This is a genomic window from Bacillus sp. LK2, from assembly GCF_001043575.1.
Classification (GTDB): domain Bacteria; phylum Bacillota; class Bacilli; order Bacillales; family Bacillaceae_G; genus Bacillus_A; species Bacillus_A paramycoides.
Genome location: NZ_LDUK01000039.1, coordinates 1 through 16,238, shown reverse-complemented (window position 1 = coordinate 16,238; position 16,238 = coordinate 1). Strand labels below are relative to the sequence as shown.

16 protein-coding genes and 4 pseudogenes are annotated in these 16,238 nt (G+C 33.0%); 13 read left to right on the top strand and 7 right to left on the bottom strand.

All coding sequences use genetic code 11. The features are described from left to right. Nucleotides 1-627 precede the first annotated feature (627 nt). Both VK90_RS20475 and VK90_RS29105 read left to right on the top strand, forming a co-directional pair. On the top strand, nt 628-1,044 hold the full coding sequence (locus tag VK90_RS20475; protein ID WP_048374842.1) for a hypothetical protein: 417 nt from the start codon (nt 628-630) through the stop codon (nt 1,042-1,044). A 702-nt stretch (nt 1,045-1,746) separates the two neighbouring features. Continuing rightward, nucleotides 1,747-1,923: pseudogene (locus VK90_RS29105) on the top strand (zinc ribbon domain-containing protein); the annotation flags it as partial. Nucleotides 1,924-2,066: 143 nt separating this feature from the next. On the opposite strand, the gene VK90_RS20470 reads toward VK90_RS29105, so the two are convergent. After that, complete coding sequence (locus VK90_RS20470; protein WP_048374841.1) at nt 2,067-3,446, bottom strand: aldehyde dehydrogenase; 1,380 nt, start codon at nt 3,444-3,446, stop codon at nt 2,067-2,069. Nucleotides 3,447-3,989: 543 nt separating this feature from the next. Between VK90_RS20470 and VK90_RS31455 the strand changes: the two are divergent. The 5 genes and pseudogenes from VK90_RS31455 to VK90_RS20450 all read left to right on the top strand — a co-directional run. Continuing rightward, a pseudogene (locus VK90_RS31455) lies at nt 3,990-4,264 on the top strand (IS4 family transposase); the annotation flags it as partial. A gap of 101 nt (nt 4,265-4,365) precedes the next feature. Next, on the top strand, nt 4,366-4,614 hold the full coding sequence (locus VK90_RS20465) for a polymorphic toxin type 8 domain-containing protein (RefSeq protein WP_053081446.1): 249 nt from the start codon (nt 4,366-4,368) through the stop codon (nt 4,612-4,614). 445 nt (nt 4,615-5,059) lie between these two features. Continuing rightward, on the top strand, nt 5,060-5,341 hold the full coding sequence (locus VK90_RS20460) for a hypothetical protein (RefSeq protein WP_082147994.1): 282 nt from the start codon (nt 5,060-5,062) through the stop codon (nt 5,339-5,341). Between the two features lie 15 nt (nt 5,342-5,356). Next, nucleotides 5,357-5,617 (top strand): annotated as a pseudogene (locus VK90_RS20455) (hypothetical protein); the annotation flags it as partial. Nucleotides 5,618-5,656: 39 nt separating this feature from the next. Beyond that, nucleotides 5,657-5,854 carry a hypothetical protein gene (locus VK90_RS20450; RefSeq protein ID WP_025150377.1) on the top strand — a complete coding sequence of 66 codons (198 nt, stop codon included), beginning with the start codon at nt 5,657-5,659 and terminating at the stop codon, nt 5,852-5,854. Nucleotides 5,855-6,442: 588 nt separating this feature from the next. On the opposite strand, the gene VK90_RS20445 is transcribed toward VK90_RS20450, so the two are convergent. The 3 genes from VK90_RS20445 to VK90_RS20430 form a co-directional block, all read right to left on the bottom strand. Then, complete coding sequence (locus VK90_RS20445) at nt 6,443-6,847, bottom strand: hypothetical protein (RefSeq protein ID WP_048374835.1); 405 nt, start codon at nt 6,845-6,847, stop codon at nt 6,443-6,445. A 480-nt stretch (nt 6,848-7,327) separates the two neighbouring features. After that, complete coding sequence (locus VK90_RS20440) at nt 7,328-7,543, bottom strand: spore germination protein (RefSeq protein WP_048374833.1); 216 nt, start codon at nt 7,541-7,543, stop codon at nt 7,328-7,330. A gap of 826 nt (nt 7,544-8,369) precedes the next feature. After that, nucleotides 8,370-8,780 (bottom strand): hypothetical protein, encoded by a 411-nt coding sequence (locus VK90_RS20430; protein ID WP_048374832.1) that lies wholly within the window; start codon nt 8,778-8,780, stop codon nt 8,370-8,372. 299 nt (nt 8,781-9,079) lie between these two features. On the opposite strand from VK90_RS20430, the gene VK90_RS20425 reads away from it, so the two are divergent. Together VK90_RS20425 and VK90_RS20420 are read left to right on the top strand one after the other, a co-directional pair. Next, the gene (locus VK90_RS20425) at nt 9,080-9,322 is read left to right on the top strand and encodes a hypothetical protein (RefSeq protein WP_048374830.1); all 243 of its coding nucleotides are present in this window, start codon (nt 9,080-9,082) and stop codon (nt 9,320-9,322) included. 94 nt (nt 9,323-9,416) lie between these two features. Next, nucleotides 9,417-9,923 (top strand): hypothetical protein, encoded by a 507-nt coding sequence (locus tag VK90_RS20420; protein WP_048374829.1) that lies wholly within the window; start codon nt 9,417-9,419, stop codon nt 9,921-9,923. An 844-nt stretch (nt 9,924-10,767) separates the two neighbouring features. Here VK90_RS20420 and VK90_RS20415 read toward each other — a convergent pair. The 3 genes from VK90_RS20415 to VK90_RS20410 form a co-directional block, all read right to left on the bottom strand. After that, nucleotides 10,768-11,406 carry an RNA-guided endonuclease InsQ/TnpB family protein gene (locus tag VK90_RS20415; protein ID WP_231595917.1) on the bottom strand — a complete coding sequence of 213 codons (639 nt, stop codon included), beginning with the start codon at nt 11,404-11,406 and terminating at the stop codon, nt 10,768-10,770. A 31-nt stretch (nt 11,407-11,437) separates the two neighbouring features. Next, on the bottom strand, nt 11,438-11,587 hold the full coding sequence (locus tag VK90_RS30830; RefSeq protein ID WP_231595916.1) for a helix-turn-helix domain-containing protein: 150 nt from the start codon (nt 11,585-11,587) through the stop codon (nt 11,438-11,440). Between the two features lie 150 nt (nt 11,588-11,737). Further along, entirely contained in the window at nt 11,738-12,841 is a 1,104-nt protein-coding gene (locus VK90_RS20410) for a CotS family spore coat protein (RefSeq protein ID WP_048374828.1), read from the bottom strand. Nucleotides 12,842-12,993: 152 nt separating this feature from the next. Between VK90_RS20410 and VK90_RS20405 the strand changes: the two genes are divergently transcribed. The 4 genes and pseudogenes from VK90_RS20405 to VK90_RS20390 form a co-directional block, all read left to right on the top strand. Then, nucleotides 12,994-14,130 (top strand): glycosyltransferase family 4 protein, encoded by a 1,137-nt coding sequence (locus VK90_RS20405; RefSeq protein WP_048374827.1) that lies wholly within the window; start codon nt 12,994-12,996, stop codon nt 14,128-14,130. A gap of 24 nt (nt 14,131-14,154) precedes the next feature. After that, nucleotides 14,155-15,213, top strand: coding sequence for a spore coat putative kinase CotS (gene cotS, locus VK90_RS20400; RefSeq protein WP_048374826.1), 1,059 nt, complete (start codon nt 14,155-14,157; stop codon nt 15,211-15,213). 1 nt (nt 15,214) lies between these two features. Further along, nucleotides 15,215-15,904: a hypothetical protein gene (locus VK90_RS20395; protein WP_048374825.1), complete on the top strand. Its 690-nt coding sequence runs from the start codon at nt 15,215-15,217 to the stop codon at nt 15,902-15,904. Nucleotides 15,905-15,984: 80 nt separating this feature from the next. Beyond that, a pseudogene (locus tag VK90_RS20390) lies at nt 15,985-16,238 on the top strand (AAA family ATPase); the annotation flags it as partial.

The window sequence follows — 16,238 nt, the reverse complement described above, 5'->3', positions numbered from 1 at the left end:
ACCACCCATACCCATTCCAGGGAAGCCTATAATACGGTGAGAATCGAATGTCATGTTGTCACCTACTTTTTATAAATATTTCATATTCTTTTACATGATATGCTTAAAGAAAATAAAGGAGCTTATTCTCCTTTATAATTAGGCAGACTAACTACTGATAACGGTGATTATGTGAACGAATATTCTCTTCAGAAGATTTGAAGTAACTCTTCTATGCTTCTAGATAGATTGACTTCCGCTAAGTGGTGTTATGTTAAATGTAATTATATAGAAAATATGTATTGTACATCATACATTGATGTACTTTATTTTGATTTTTTTTTACAAAGTTTGTATACATTTTACGTTTTCAAACGTTAATTATATAGAAGGGAGAGTCAGATGAATCATGGTACATTTGTTCAGGTTGATAACGCTTTCGTTTGAACAAACTTTCCTTTTTCATACTGATCACACACCTTTTTCTAGAGTAGTAATATCAGTATGTCCAAGTTTTATAGGTTTTGTGCACCAGAACCCACAACTTTTATTTTTAAATAAAAATCCACACTTAACTAGACTCATATACGCACACCATCCTTTCTAGACGAGCATAAGATGTACTAACGAACGAAAGGGGGTAATATTATGGGTTTTGGTTTTGGTGGAGGTTTTGGTGGAGGTTGTGATTTCAACAGATGTGATGATCGGAGAGATCATCACAGAGATCATCACGGAAAAGAAGAAAATAAAAGACAGGAGAATGAAAATCCAGAATTATTACAATTCTTAAGAACATTAACTCCTGGTACTTGTATTGTTATTCAATTTGATTCTCAACGACCTACAAGTGCAACATTTCAAGGTTTTCAAGGAAACAACGTAATTATTCTATCTGACTTTGATTGTTTCCCAGGATTAGCACGTATTGCGATTAACAAAATTAACGTAATCTCTATAAACTCACCTGATTGTGATCGTTTCTGTTGCAAACGTCGTAGACATTGCAGAGAATGTGATGAGCATAAACATGAACGCGAACATGATCGCAGAGATGATTTTTAAAAATTAATTAACAGAAAAACCTTTCCTTTAATTTATAAGCCAATTTGCAAGAAAAACACCTATTAAAAAATAGGTGTTTTTCTTTTCTAAATTTTACTTAACTTATATGAAAGAAATTAATGGATTGGTTAGATTTCCTTCCTCTATCAAATGTCCAATTAACTAATTTATAAAAAAAAATTATTAATTTCAGCAATTGTACAAGCCATTTTTTATTACTTACATAGATTAACAATGAGATGATAATCATCTTACCATACCCCAAAACCCTAAATTACCCGTTCGGAAACTATCTTTAAAAGATAGAAAAAAGGGCAGTTTTTTAACTGTCCTTTTTTTATTATTTGCAAATGTATATATTAAAAATCAAATACATCTTACTAATAAATACATATATTATATAGAGCTCCAACACACTACTAAAAAACACTCCACTAACAAAAAAAGGCCGTATTTTCTATCTGTTAAGAATTTAATTTCCTTTTATATTTATAAATAGATATAATTCTTTCCTTATAATCGATACTACGCTTTTTATTCCCCGTTTCCATGACCATGAAAATCCCTCTCATCTTCAAAGAACTTTTGCAACATGAGAGTTAGGACTCAGCAATTCAACATGCGGCATCACCATAATTCCTTTTTAACATTGATGTAAAAACAAGTATGAAGAGCACGTTTTAAAAAAAGATTGATTAAAACTTACTCTTTAAAACATTTGCTCCTAGTCAATTATATTTCAATTGCGAATACAAAAACACAGACGTTAAAAATCTAACAATTCGTGAGTGGGATTGCCCTTCTTGTGGCGCACATCACGATAGAGATCGAAATGCAGCAATCCGTCTTCTAACCCTAGGAACTACGGGGATAGCCTAATCAATTAGAAACCGTTAGGTTTCCGTACTTAGGAATCCCCTGTAGATTTAAAACAAAGTCGCACCGTTTTGAAAAAAGTGTAACCATTTATAAAAAAGATTAACCGAAATAATCTAATCAACATTAATGTTTAACAAATCGTATTACTTAAAAATCTTTCGCAAAATTTTAATTTTGTTCCTATACGGTGGAAATACAAACCCTAAATCTATCCTTGAGCTTTTCTTTAAAATGCTTTTACGATGTGTAAAAGCATCAAAACTATGTTTCCCATGATAGGCGCCGAATCCTGCATTTCCTACTCCACCAAAAGGTAAGTGGAGATTAGCCATATGCGACATTGTATCGTTGACGCATCCTCCTCCAAAAGAAATTCGTCCTAATACCTGCTTTTCAACATTTTTATTTTCAGTAAACACATACAAAGCTAACGGTTTGGGATGGTTGTTAACCGTATGAATGACTTCATCTAAATCATTGTAATCCATAATTGGTAAAATCGGTCCGAAAATTTCTTCTTTCATAGCTGCATCATCCCATGATTTTACTTCAAGAAGTGTTGGTTCAATATATAAATGGCTTCTAGATGAATTTCCACCAAATACTATATAATTTTTGTCTTGCCCTAATATAGAAGTAAGTCTATCGAATTGTCTCTCATTAACAATTCGACCGTAATCATTGCTTTTAAATACATCTGATCCATAAAAGTTTGTAATGATTTTTTTCATTTTCGAAATCAGTTTTACCTTGACAGATTTGTGTACAATAACATAATCAGGTGCAATACAGGATTGCCCAGCATTTATGAATTTTCCCCAGATAATGCGCTTGGCTGCTATATCGAGGTTAGCAGTTTCATCGACAATAGCTGGTCCTTTTCCACCAAGTTCTAATGTTACTGGTACAAGATTTTTCGCCGCAGCTTCCATGACAATTTTTCCAACTTGAACGCTACCAGTAAAAAAGATATGGTCAAATGGTGCATGAATCAATAAAGAAGTTGTTTCCCTGCCTCCTTCAATTACACGAATGTATTGCTTATCAAACGTTTCACTTATTATTTTGTTAATTACAGCTGAAACATTTGGTGCATTTTCTGAAGGCTTGAGAACTACACAATTTCCTGCCGCAATTGCCCCAATGAGAGGTTCAATTAATGATTGGAATGGATAATTAAAAGGTCCAATAATTAGCACGGTACCATATGGCTCTTTTATTATGTAGCTTTTGGATGGGGCAAAATGAATAGGTGTTTTTACTTTTTGAGGTTTCATCCATTGTTTTAGGTATTTCATTATAAAATTGATACTGTTAAATGCGAAACCAACTTCTGCAGCGTATGCTTCAAACTCGCTTTTGTGTAAATCTTGATATAATGCGCTCAGCACTTGATTTTCATATTTTCGAATAGAATTTTTTAACTTTTCTAACTGTTCAAGCCGAAATTGAAGACCTTTTGTATGATCATGATGGAAAAATTGTCTATGTTCTTGAATAAGTTGTTGTATGTTATCAACCACTAGGAAATCCCTCCAATAGTAAGAAAATATTTACATACCATGTCCATCAATTGTAGAGGGTATTTAATCCACATATCCTATTTACTAATGCATCCGTTTGTTGATAAAAGCTACTGTTAAACTAAGGGTGATAATCTTAGAAAATAATTTTAGATTGAAAGGGTGTTTTCTGTGTAGCATAAAATCTTTAAAAATTTCTCCAGTAGATCTGAAGTAATTTTTTGCTTACATAAGTGGGATTATTGGACCATTAATTATTACTAATTATCAGCTTTTGATGAGTTAGAATTGTTTTCTAAAGAATTGCAACGATATATGCCACCTGATGTTTTAGAGCAATTAGCTAGAAATACAGGATTTGTGAAACGAAAAAATAAATACCGCGCACAAGACTTAGTGGCCCTATGTATTTGGTTAAGTCAAAACATAGTTCATACTTCATTGACACAATTATGTAGTTGATCAGAAGCTAACACAGGCATTTCTATGAGCCCAGAAGGACTCAATCAATGCTTTAATTCTCAGGCTGTTCAGTTTTTACAACAACTTTTAGCACATTTACTTCACCAACAATTTTATTCTTCTACTGTGTACAAAATGCGCCAATTACTCCTCAACAAAAAGAAGCGAGAACTAAGTGAATATAAAGCAATCTAAATCATTAAGGATTACTATTTATATTTCAATCTCTACAACAAAATGCCCAAGAACTATCAAAAATCTTCCTTCGTTTGTTCAATCTCTTGCATAAAAATGGGCGAAAGTCTCATCGCTATGAGAAGAAAACAGTCTTTGATATATTTGTAGCCTTGGAATAAAGTTTGATTAAATTAACTTAATAAACCCTGATAAGTATGCGTATAAAGCTTATAAGTCTGGTGCGAGTAGAAAACAAATCTTAATAGCTGGAACCTTAGGTATGGTTGGTGGAGGTAGAGTTAAAGCTGCCAAAGCCGTAGTTAAAAATGCAGGAAGAGCAGGGAGAAGTACCAAATTAAGACAATTAGCAACTGATCAAAAAGTTTCTAGATCTTTACGTGGGTGGATTAAACAAGAGATTAATGAGATGAAGCGTAAAAAGAAAAAACATCTTCGGAATCCACTAGGATACCAATTAGCCCATCGAAGAGGAGAAGAATCAAGGAAAGAAAATTATATCTTATTATAAAAATAATAGGATATTAAATGATTAAAAAAGAACTTAAATTCTTGACAGATAGAAAATAAGTTCTTTTTTTGTTAGTGGAGTGTTTTTTAGTAGTGTGTTAGAGCACTATATAATATATGTATTTATTAGTAAGGGGTGTTTAATTTTTAAAATAGATATTTACAAATAAGAAAAAAGGACAGTTGAAAAACTGTCCCTTTTTCTATTTTTAAAAGATAGTTACCGAATAGGTAATTTAGGGTTTTGGAGTATAGTAAGATGATTATCATCTCATTGTTAATCTATGTAAGTAATAAAAAATGGCTTGTACAATTGTTAAAATTAGTAATTTTTTTATAAATTAGTTAATTGGATGTTTGATAGAGGAAAAAAGTCTAATCAATTAATTTACTTTTTTCATAAAATATGGTGTAAATAAATTTTTAGGAAAAAGGGGTTATGTTAAATGTCTTTTGAACGTAGATGTGAATGTGATGAGTGTAATAGAAACCGAAGAAGAAGAAGAAGAGAATGTGAGGAGGTAAGAGAAGTGGGTAATTTTGAAAGACGAAGAAGATTAGATGGTATACGAGAAGGCGACAAAATTAATGTTTTTTCCGGTGGAGATCAGATTGATGGAACAGGGGTCTTTATTCGTGTAGAGGATGGATTTCTTATTTGGGTTGATGCTGGTGCGAACATTAACGTGACAAGCCTAGATGTTATTAGTGTCCGACGAGTACGTTAATAGTATTTTAAATAATGTGAATGTGATGAACGTAATAGAAACCGAAGAAAAAGAAGAGAATGTGAGGAGGTGAGAAAAGTGGGTAATTTTGAAGGACGGAGAAGATTAGATGGTTTACGAGAAGGCGACAGAATTAATGTTTTTTCCGGTGGAGATCAGATTGATGGAACAGGGGTCTTTATTCGTATAGAGGATGGATTTCTTATTTGGGTTGATGCTGGTGCGAACATTAATGTGACAAGTCTAGATGTTATTAGTGTCCGACGAGTAGTTTAATAGTATTTTAAATAATGTGAATGTGAGGAGGTGAGAGAAGTGGGTAATTTTGAAGGACGAAGAAGATTAGATGGTTTACGAGAAGGCGACAGAATTAATGTTTTTTCCGCTGGAGATCAGATCAATGGAACAGGGGTCTTTATTCGTGTAGAGGATGGATTTCTTATTTGGGTTGATGCTGGTGCGAATATTAATGTGACAAGTCTAGATGTTATTAGTGTCCGACGAGTAGTTTAATAGTATTTTAAATAAATACCAGTAAAAGATAAGAGGAGAGGGCTCTTATCTTATTTTTTTTAAGGATTATTGTATTAATTATTTTGGGATTGATTATGTTATGTAGATTAAATTAAGTATTTAAATGCTTAAAAAAGAAGGAATTTATATAAAAATAAATTCCTTTAATAAGATAATAGAAAGGTAGGGTACATTATATGTGTAGATTTTTAATTAGGTTTGTACATTTGTACATTTAAATGTACGTAGGTAACTTTATGGGTTGGTGGTATAGGATCTATTAATCCTTAATTATAGAATATGAATGATTTGGTAATTGGCTTGTATATTTTTAATAAATTTATTGTTGTTAATATTTTATGTAGAAGGTGACAAGAAATACTGTGTAGTTTTATTTCTTGGCATGGGTATTTATTTGGGTCTTTTGGATGCCGACTTTTCAATAGTATATGTCTGCTATATGAAATGGTTTGTTATTTATGTTCAGTTGGGTAACATTTAGAAAAGAAAAACACCTATTTTTTAATAGGTGTTTTTCTTGCAAATTGTCTTATAAATTAAAGGAAAGGTTTTTCTTTTAATAAATTTTTAAAAATCATCTCTACGATCATGTTCGCGTTCATGTTTATGCTCATCACATTCTCTGCAATGTCTACGACGTTTGCAACAGAAACGATCACAATCAGGTGAATTTATAGAGACTACGTTAATTTTTCTAATCGCAATACGTGCTAATCCTGGGAAACAATCAAAGTCAGATAGAATAATTACGTCGTTTCCTTGAAAACCTTGGAATGTTGCACTTGTAGGTCGTTGAGAATCAAATTGAATAACAATGCAAGTGCCGGGAGTTAATGTTCTTAAAAATTGTCGTAACTCGGGATTATGCTCTTCTCTTCGATGCTCTTCTTTTCGATGATCTTCTCTTCGATGATCTTCTCTTCGATGATGACATCTATCGAAATCACAACCTCCACCAAAACCAAAACCCATAATATTACCCCCTTTCGTTCGTTAGTACATCTTATGCTCGTCTAGAAAGGATGGTGTGCGTATATGAGTCTAGTTAAGTGTGGATTTTTTATTTAAAGATAAAAGTTGTCTAATATAGCATCTTTTTTTCTTTGTTTATTTCAATATATTCCAGTGTGACTTGTGGTGTACTATGTAACCCTTGTATTTTTCTATTCCACACAGTATGGTAAGTAGTTCAAGTAAACCAAAACCCTAGTTTCCTAGGGGAATGGGTATAATAGCTCGATTTATTTGAGCCTTTATATCATAAGACATAATCATTATTGTTACAATCTGTAATGTTACCAATTAAAGAGCAGTTAGTAAAAGCTAACTGCTCGGCCTCAAGGAGAGGGTCATAGAGTAAGTACTCACAAAAATGGATTCAAGCTATCGTGGCTTATCTAAAGTAAGGACAGGATTTGGAATTTTATTCAGAAGTGAAAAGGATGAATAATTTTAAGCTGTTCCAACTTGGCTTTGGTCTGCAACATCAGAATCGAATGTGTTTGTTGCACTAACACCGCTAAAGGTATTGGCAATAAAAGCAACATTTGATGCACCTGAGCCATTATAAGCTTTTGTATTTTCTTTTGGAGAAACGTTATAAAAATCACCTAAGTTGAAAGAACCGTTACTATTTTGTACAACCAGATTTCCAATAACAGATGGCATTACTTTCACCTACTTTTTTAGGAAGTATTTAAATTGACATATGGTTTATGAGTCTAGATGTTCAACTGGATTTGAAAAATTAAAAATGAAGGTTGTTTGAAAGCCTAATAAAATAATCCTTTTAGAAGAAAGTGAGGTTATTAGTCTTAATGATTAAATTCACAATACTAACTGAACCTGTCGCACATGGCAGACCAAGAGCAACAACTATAAATGAAAAAGTTCATATGTATAATCCAAAGAAATCTAGGGACTTCAAACGATAGGTTAGCGCAGTCGCAGTGAAATTCGCTCCTGAAAGTTTACACAATAAATGTATTTAAAACCTATTTTAGTTATAACGAGAATTGATAATCATACAATGATACAGAAAGGCTTTTCTAACATGTAGTTACCCCTTACATCCCGAAAGGACACCTAATTAAGGTGTCCTTTTTGTTTTTCACCTTCCGGGAAGAACAAGCATATATTAAAATGTAGGACGAGTTCAACCATTTCTATTCTATTTTGATACACAGTTAAAACTCCTTATCAAAAAAAGAGCACCCACTGCCATGGGTGCTCTTTTTTTATTAAATTTATTGTTGTTAATATTTTATGTAGAAGGTGCCAAGAAATACTTTGTAGTTTTATTTCTTGGCATGGGTATTTATTTGGGTCATTTGGATGCCGACCTTACAATAGTATATGTCCGATATATAAAATGGTTTGTTATTTATGTTCAGTTAAGTGAAATTTAGAAAAGAAAAACACCTATTTTTTAATAGGTGTTTTTCTTGCAAGTTGACCTATAAATTAAAGGAAAGATTTTTCTATTAATTAATTTTTAAAAATCATCTCTACGATCATGTTCGCGTTCATGTTTATGCTCATGCTCATGCTCATCACATTCTCTGCAATGTCTGCGACGTTTGCAACAGAAACGATCACAATCAGGTGAATTTATAGAGATTACGTTAATTCTATTAACCGCAATACGTGCTAATCCTGGGAAACAATCAAAGTCAGATAAAATAATGACGTTGTTTCCTTGAAAACCTTGGAATGTTGCACTTGTAGGCGGTTGACGATCATATTGAATAACAATACAAGTACCAGGAGTTAATGTTCTTAAGAATTGTAATAATTCTGGATTATTATTCTCATGTCTATGATTTTCTTCTTTTCTGTGATGATCTCTGTGATGATCTCTCCGATCATCACATCTGTCGAAATCACAACCTCCACCAAAACCCATAATATTACCCCCTTTCGTTCGTTAGTACATCTTATGCTCGTCAGAAAGGATGGTGTGAGTATATGAGTCTAGTTAAGTGTGGATTTTTTATTTAATTATGAAATTTGTTTAATAAGGATCTTTTTATGTATCATCCTCTAAATGTTATATATTAATAATGTATTATTGAAAAAATTTGCCAACTTGTCTATTTCAATTCTTATGCTCGAACATATTCTATTTTGATAACTAATAATAAGTTAATTTAATAGAATTACATTGTTAGGTGTCAAAATTAGAAGTAAGGAAGGTGTTAGAGAATGGATAGTACTGAAATTCTAGCTCTGTTGCAAGCATTTCAATTGGTAGGGGCGAGAGTTGTATTATTTTTACCATCATTTCACGTAGAAGGCTTTATTACACAAATTGGAACAGATTTCGTTACTCTTCGTAAAGGCGTTGAAGTAGAAAGTAATGCAAATGGTGGAACCCTTGAAAATCCAAACCAAATTAGTGTTATGATTAGTAGCATTTTAGCGGTAAGTGATGATCGAGGAGCATAATAAATTAAAAATGTACTGGGTATTATAAATACCCAGTACATTTTTGTATAATGTGTTTACTATATAATACATACTTATTATAGGAGGGGTATAGGTGTGTCAGTTTTGTTTTAATTCTGATAATGGTAAACGTAAATTTAGATTGTTTGATATAAATCCGATTCCTCTTATCGCTCCATTTAAATCAGGAAGGAATTATGATACTTTATTAGAATCAGAAAAATCTTCTGATGCTTTATTAGAATCGGAAAAATCTTCTGATGTTTTATTAGAATCAAAAATGTCCTCTAACACCTCTTTAGAATTAAAGGGAGCTGCTTCTTCTCATTCAGTAGTGAATAGTTCTAGTAATAATTTTGCAGAATTAACAAATGAGATTAGAGAACTTTTATATGCTTATCAGTTGCTTCATTTACGTACTGTATTGTTTTTAGAAGGAATTCATATTAAAGGTTTTATAATGAATGTGAGTCGAAATTTAGTTACTGTTATTGGACCAAATGTAGAAGTAGCAAATAATTCAACTGGTAATATTATAGGTTTTCCGAACAAAATTAATGTTAGACTTGAGTCTATTCAAGCAATTGGTGATGTAGAATAGTTTTCTCGTTAAAATGTAAAAGACAATAGGGTAACGAATGATTATTAATTATATTATATAGCAAAATTAAATCGAAAATGTATCAAGCATATAATAGCAGTGACATCGGGAAGTGTTAATCTGTACGTTAGAGCTTCCCCTTATATTTTGAGAAGGCGCCTGAATAAGGTGTCTTTTTGTTTACACTTTTTGAGAATGACAAGCATATACTGGAGTGTGGGGGAAGCCACTTTATATATAAGAGCATCCAACAATTGTGGATGCTCTTTTTATTTGCACATAAGGAATTGTTAAACATACTATATTGAAGGGGCTATTCTACCAACTCCTTTTCAGAGGGACATGTATTCCGAAATAGAGCTGTGCCATGTGAAAAGGAAAAGCATTGCTATTTATTTCATACTCATAATCTTTCAAGGGCACATAAGGATTTTTGTTGAATATATCTTCCATAATCAGGAATAGCTACTCCATCAAAAATAAAGTTGGTTTGTACATAATTTGTTTGGAATTATACAGCCTGTGTAAGTTAAATGTCTCTAGTGAACTACCCACCACTTACCGGTTATCACCGCTTGAAGTGGGGGCTTCCGGATTCTACAAGCATTGCCTATCCCTTACGAGATCCGGTCTTACACGCTCTCCACAGGCGTAGATTATACTGTTCGGACAAGACCTTGCCCTACAGTTATATAGATGTTATGTACATTTAATAAGCTGGCTGATACGCAATTTGCGTTAAGCCGGCTTTTTCAATGTTAATCGCTGCATTGTGGATGGATTTTGCTAGGTGACGGTTACGTACCATATTTTTGATTTTTAGGTCTTCTATACAAATTACACCCTAGCTGTTGGTTAATCTGAAGCTTAGTTTGTGCAAGAAATCCTTACGTTGATTCGCTATCTTCGTATGAATTTGTTGTACTTTGGCTACTTGCTTGTACCAGTTCTTCGAACTTTTTTTCATTTTTGAATGTTTACGTTGCGCACGTTTTAATTTACGCTCTTCTTTGCGTAGGAACGTAGGATTTTGAATTTCTTCTCCATTAGATAGAATCGCAAATTTTTTGATGCCTACATCAATACCAGTTATTTTATTTGCATCACAAATAGAACCTTGGTTTACGTGTTTTTCAACACAAAAAATCGCAAACCAACGGTTCCCTTGATGCTTTATGACAACTTGTTTAACGCGGCCATCTAATTTACGGTGCCATTTGATATCAATGACCCCTAATTTCGAGATAAGAAGTTTACCGCCTTTTCTGAGAGAACACATACGACGGCTTGTACACAACGAACCATCCTTCTTTTTATATTTCAACATACCAAATTGAGTAAGAGTAATAGAACGATATTCTTTAAAACTTTTCCTTTTTGGATAGCTAGCATCCTTTTTAAAGAACTTTTTATAGGCTTTTTCCAAGCGCGCAAACACTTCTTGAAGAGGTTGCGAAGGAACCTCTTTTAAGAAATGATATATCTTTTTATCAAGTTTTTGCTGATCTTGTAATTCATACCGTGTTAAGTCTTTTTTGTTTATAATATCGTTGTTTATCTAGCAAAGCGGAGTTATATTGCTGACGACAAATGGAAATCCATCTCTCTAATGTATGTTGTTGTTCTTCTGTAGGATGGATTTCAAACCTGGAGTTCAATTTCATTATGCCGTCACCTCCGAATATTTGTTCTAATAACTCTATTATAAACAAATTTTACGATGCTTTACCACTCAGAAGTACTTTTGTTAGGTCGGGCCATTCATCTCCCACCTACGCTGCGCGTGGAGGAAGGAGAATTCTGGCTGAAGTTCGTTAAAATTCCTCTATTAATATATTTAAAGCTTTTGACTTTATCCTTTCATATTCCATAGCTCCAGCAAGTTCGTCAGCAAGTAATGGTGATTTTCTGACGTATTTTTCACGAATTACATCATATAACTCGTATGGAAATAGCATATCAATAAACATAATTTTCTTCTGCTCTGCTGTTAAAGGAGAAACTGACTCATATGCGTTAATCATAATTTGAAATTGGTTTTCATTCCAAACACCAGTTGTATCTAGTAAAGGAATAATCATTTTACGCAAGTCTCGAATAGGGAGATCGTAAGAAACTGTATCTAAGTCAATTACCCAAATTTGATTACTTGGATCTAATAAGGAATTTCCTGTTCCATAATCTTGATGACATAAATTTGGGAATGTTTGTAATTCATCAGTCCATTTTGTATATTCAGATTCCAATAGTCTTTGGTGTGTATGTTTTGCTTCTAAAATGAAAGCATCAATTTCAGCTAAGTACAATTGTGAAAATGGGTCATCCGGCATAGTTGTGGATAAAGTTTTCCAAATTTCCATCTGCTGAAATCTTTTAATGTAATGATTGGGCCAACGTCCCAGCTTTGTAAAGATAGGTATGCCTGGTGGCGGTTTGTAGCCAATAGAAGCTACATGAAAATCCGCTAGACCTTTCATAATCATTTCAAGATCTTCTTGCATTGTAAGCTCAAACGGTCTTCCTTCAATCCACTCATAAACAACAAATAAAAATGGACCGTGTTTTGTATATAACTGATTCAGTTTGCTTGGAATTATGCTTGGAACACGCATGCCTTTTTTGGCGAGATAATCTTGAGCATGAATGGAAAATAAGGCTTTTTTTTCAGGGCGATGAATTCTCTTTAAGCAAAATGGTCCATCTGTAGTATGAATTTTCCAGACTAAGGCCAGTTGTCCACCTTGTACTAATTCGATTGTAGTCGCATCAATATCCCAATGTTTAATCATTGTCTCTGCCAATACTACTAATTTTTGCTCCTCTTCGGGTGATAATGTATATACCGCATCTTCATTGTGATTCTCCAAATATGTCACCATCCTTTTATACTCTCTTATTACTGTATGGTATATGGCCATTTTTGTTCTAGCCATTTGCCTTTAAGAAGAAAAAGTAATGTTTACCAAATTTAATTATAAAGAATGAAAAATAATTGATAACTCACAAACATAAGGGTTTCTTCGTAATATATGAAGAGGATTGCATTTTTATGAAACAGGGGGGAGATTAAGTGAAAATTGCGATAATATCTACTGAAAAGCTACCTGTGCCAGCTGTACGAGGTGGAGCTATTCAAATTTATATAGATTCTGTTGCTTCCATTATTGCTTCAAATGGAAAAAATGTGACAGTTATTTCTATAACAGATCCTAATTTAAAACCAGAAGAAAAAAATGGTGGTGTAAGGTATATACGTTTTCCAGAAGAGGAATATCTGCCTTATATTATTAAACATTTGAAACAGGAAAAGTATGATGTGGTTCATTTATGTAATCGTCCCAATTGGATTACGACTTTACGTGAGGCGGCACCACAGACCAAATTTGTGTTAAGTGTGCATAATGAAATGTTTGCATATGAAAAGATAAGTGATAAAGAGGGCGAAGCATGTATTGCAGCTGTTTCCAAAATTGTAACAGTTAGTGATTATATAGGAAAAACAATAACCTCGCGCTTTCAAACCGCAAAACCTAAGACAAAAACAGTATATTCTGGTGTAGATGTAAATGAATATTATCCTTCATGGACCGTGAATGGTACAAAAGTTAAAAATCATGTACAAAAACTGTTAAATTTACAAAATAAAAAAGTGGTTTTGTTTGTTGGACGCTTGAGCAAAGTAAAAGGTCCTCATGTTTTGCTACAAGCTCTTCCTAAAATCATTGAGGAAAATCCAGACATTGTAATGGTTTTTATTGGTTCAAAATGGTTTGGAGATGACAATGTAAATAATTATGTAAAACATTTATATACCTTAGGCGCAATGTTTCCAGAAAATGTAGTCTTTATTAAGTTTGTTAAGCCGAAGGATATTTCAACACTTTACGCTATGTCAGATATTTTTGTCTGTTCTTCACAGTGGCAAGAGCCTCTTGCTAGGGTACATTACGAAGCAATGGCAGCGGGATTACCAATTATTACAAGTAACCGAGGTGGTAACCCTGAGGTAATTGAAGAAGGGAAAAATGGATATATTGTCAGTGACTTTGAGAATCCTGATGCATATGCAGAAAAAATAATTAATCTATTGAATAGCGAAAATAACAGAAAACAGATGGGGAAATATGGACGTGCGAAAGTTGAAAAAGAATTTAGTTGGAACCGAGTTGCCATGGATCTAATGAAAGTGTATGGAGAAATTTTATAGAATTTAAGAGGGGGCTGATGAAAATTGGAAGAAACAACTGGATTAGAGAGCGAACATTTAAAAAAGGTACTTAGCTTTTATCCATTTGAAGTAAGTAATATCATTCTCCAGTCAAGCAGAAGTGGGAGAACGATTTGGGAAGTTGAAACAGAAGAAGGATTAAAAATATTAAAACAAGCACATATGCACCCAAAAAGGATGCTATTTATTGCTGGAGCCCATTTACATCTCCTTCAAAATGGATTACCGATTACAAAAATTCACCAAACAAAAAGAGGGGGATTTTGTATTGGATCTGATGAGTATGCGTATGTACTATATGATAAACATCAAGGGAAAGAAGTCATTTATTATAATAAAGAACAATTAGAGAAGGTACTAATATATGCAGGAAAATTTCATCAAGCATCGGAAGGGTATATTCCGATGCAGGAAAGTAAAATACGGAGTCGATTAGGAAAATGGCATAAATTATTCAGATGGAAATTACAAGAATTAGAAGGAAACAAAAGGATTGCACTCTCTTTTCCAAATGATTTGTTTTCAACTATGTTTTTAGAGTACGCCGATAAAATGTTAGCACGTGGTAAGAAAGCATTACAAGAAATAAATGAGCCATATTATGACCAATGGACAAAAGAAGTTATTGCATCTAAAAGTTTTTGTCAGCAGGATTTTACTTTGGCAAGATTTGCAGAAATAGATGATGCTATGTTTATGAAAGAGCTACATTCTATTACAAGTGATTTACCCGTGAGAGACCTACGTATTATTTTAAATAAAGTAATGAAAAAAATGTCAGTTTGGGATACTAATTTAGCAATTCATATGTTAAGTGCCTATAACTCGGAAAATTCCTTAACAGAAAAACAATTTCGTGTTCTTTGGACCGATTTATCGTTTCCTCACTTATTCTGTTCAATTGCACATAAATACTATTTAGGACAAAAGCGTTCTTGGTCTGATGAAAAGTATATTTGGGCATTGCAAAATATCATTGCACTTGAAGATTCTAAGGAAGAATTTTTACAAAATTTTTCTGATATTTACCACGAAATCAAGAGCAATAGTGGGGGGAAATAAAATGAAGCCAGAACTGGAAGAGATAGTGATTCCTATTTTAGATTTAGAGAAATTTGTGTTTTCTCCACCAGGACCAATGGGATGGGAATTGTCCGAGTATGAGCAACAAAAAAATATTGTACTAAATGAATCTTCTGTACTAGAGAATTTAGTGATTATTAAAGAAATAGAATTAGTAGAGTTACCTAAAAATGGATTGATAGAGCTAGAAAAGCAAATCCCACCAAAAACTACAAAAATTGATGAAATAAATGATGAAGGGATTCAAAATGTAATAGAGCTAGAAGAGCAAAACCAGGAACAAAATGAGATCATTTTAACTGAAATAGAAGAGCGAAACCAGGAACAAGATGAGGTCGTTTTAACTGAAATAGAAAAGCCGAAAGTAAAAGTCAAAATTATTCCTCACGATCAACCATTAAAAAGTCCATGGCTAGCAGTAGAGTTACCCAAAAATGGATTAATAGTGTTAGAAAAGCAAATCCCGCCAAAAACTACAAAAATTGATGAAATAAATGATGAAGGGATTCAAAATGTAATAGAGCTAGAAAGGCGAAACCAGGAACAAAATGAGGTCATTTTAACTGAAATAGAAAAGCCGAAAGTAAAAGTCAAAATTATTCCTCACGATCAATCATCAAAAAGTCCATGGCTAGCGAAATTAGTAAAGAACGCTAAGGAAAACGAATAATGAAAATTCCGCAAATATATTAAGCTTTTCATATTCTTTCAACATAGTATATATAAATCTATATCGAAGGAGTTAGGTAAATGGCCGATGTGAAAAGAGCAAAAATAAAACTAGATGTTGAGAATGGTTTTAGTGTTAATTCGGATGAGGATATACAGGAAGTTCTAAAATCTCTAACTGAAATGATTCAATCTGGCACACATAATGGTGTAGAGGTTGAAATTCAATATCTTGATGAAACAGAAGTTATCTTTACAGCCGAAGAAGAAGAGGAAGACGAAGCCGAAGAAGCAGCCGAAGCCGAAGAAGAAGAAGAAGAGGACGAAGAAGAAGA

Bases quoted from the DNA above. Each gene is read 5' to 3' on its own strand.
- VK90_RS20425 (WP_048374830.1), top strand. From the start codon at position 9,080: ATGGATAGTACTGAAATTCTAGCTCTGTTGCAAGCATTTCAATTGGTA.
- VK90_RS20475 (WP_048374842.1), top strand. From the start codon at position 628: ATGGGTTTTGGTTTTGGTGGAGGTTTTGGTGGAGGTTGTGATTTCAAC.
- VK90_RS20430 (WP_048374832.1), bottom strand. From the start codon at position 8,780: ATGGGTTTTGGTGGAGGTTGTGATTTCGACAGATGTGATGATCGGAGA.
- VK90_RS20410 (WP_048374828.1), bottom strand. From the start codon at position 12,841: ATGGCCATATACCATACAGTAATAAGAGAGTATAAAAGGATGGTGACA.
- VK90_RS20440 (WP_048374833.1), bottom strand. From the start codon at position 7,543: ATGCCATCTGTTATTGGAAATCTGGTTGTACAAAATAGTAACGGTTCT.
- VK90_RS20445 (WP_048374835.1), bottom strand. From the start codon at position 6,847: ATGGGTTTTGGTTTTGGTGGAGGTTGTGATTTCGATAGATGTCATCAT.
- VK90_RS20395 (WP_048374825.1), top strand. From the start codon at position 15,215: ATGAAGCCAGAACTGGAAGAGATAGTGATTCCTATTTTAGATTTAGAG.
- VK90_RS30830 (WP_231595916.1), bottom strand. From the start codon at position 11,587: ATGAAATTGAACTCCAGGTTTGAAATCCATCCTACAGAAGAACAACAA.
- VK90_RS20465 (WP_053081446.1), top strand. From the start codon at position 4,366: ATGGTTGGTGGAGGTAGAGTTAAAGCTGCCAAAGCCGTAGTTAAAAAT.
- VK90_RS20460 (WP_082147994.1), top strand. From the start codon at position 5,060: ATGTCTTTTGAACGTAGATGTGAATGTGATGAGTGTAATAGAAACCGA.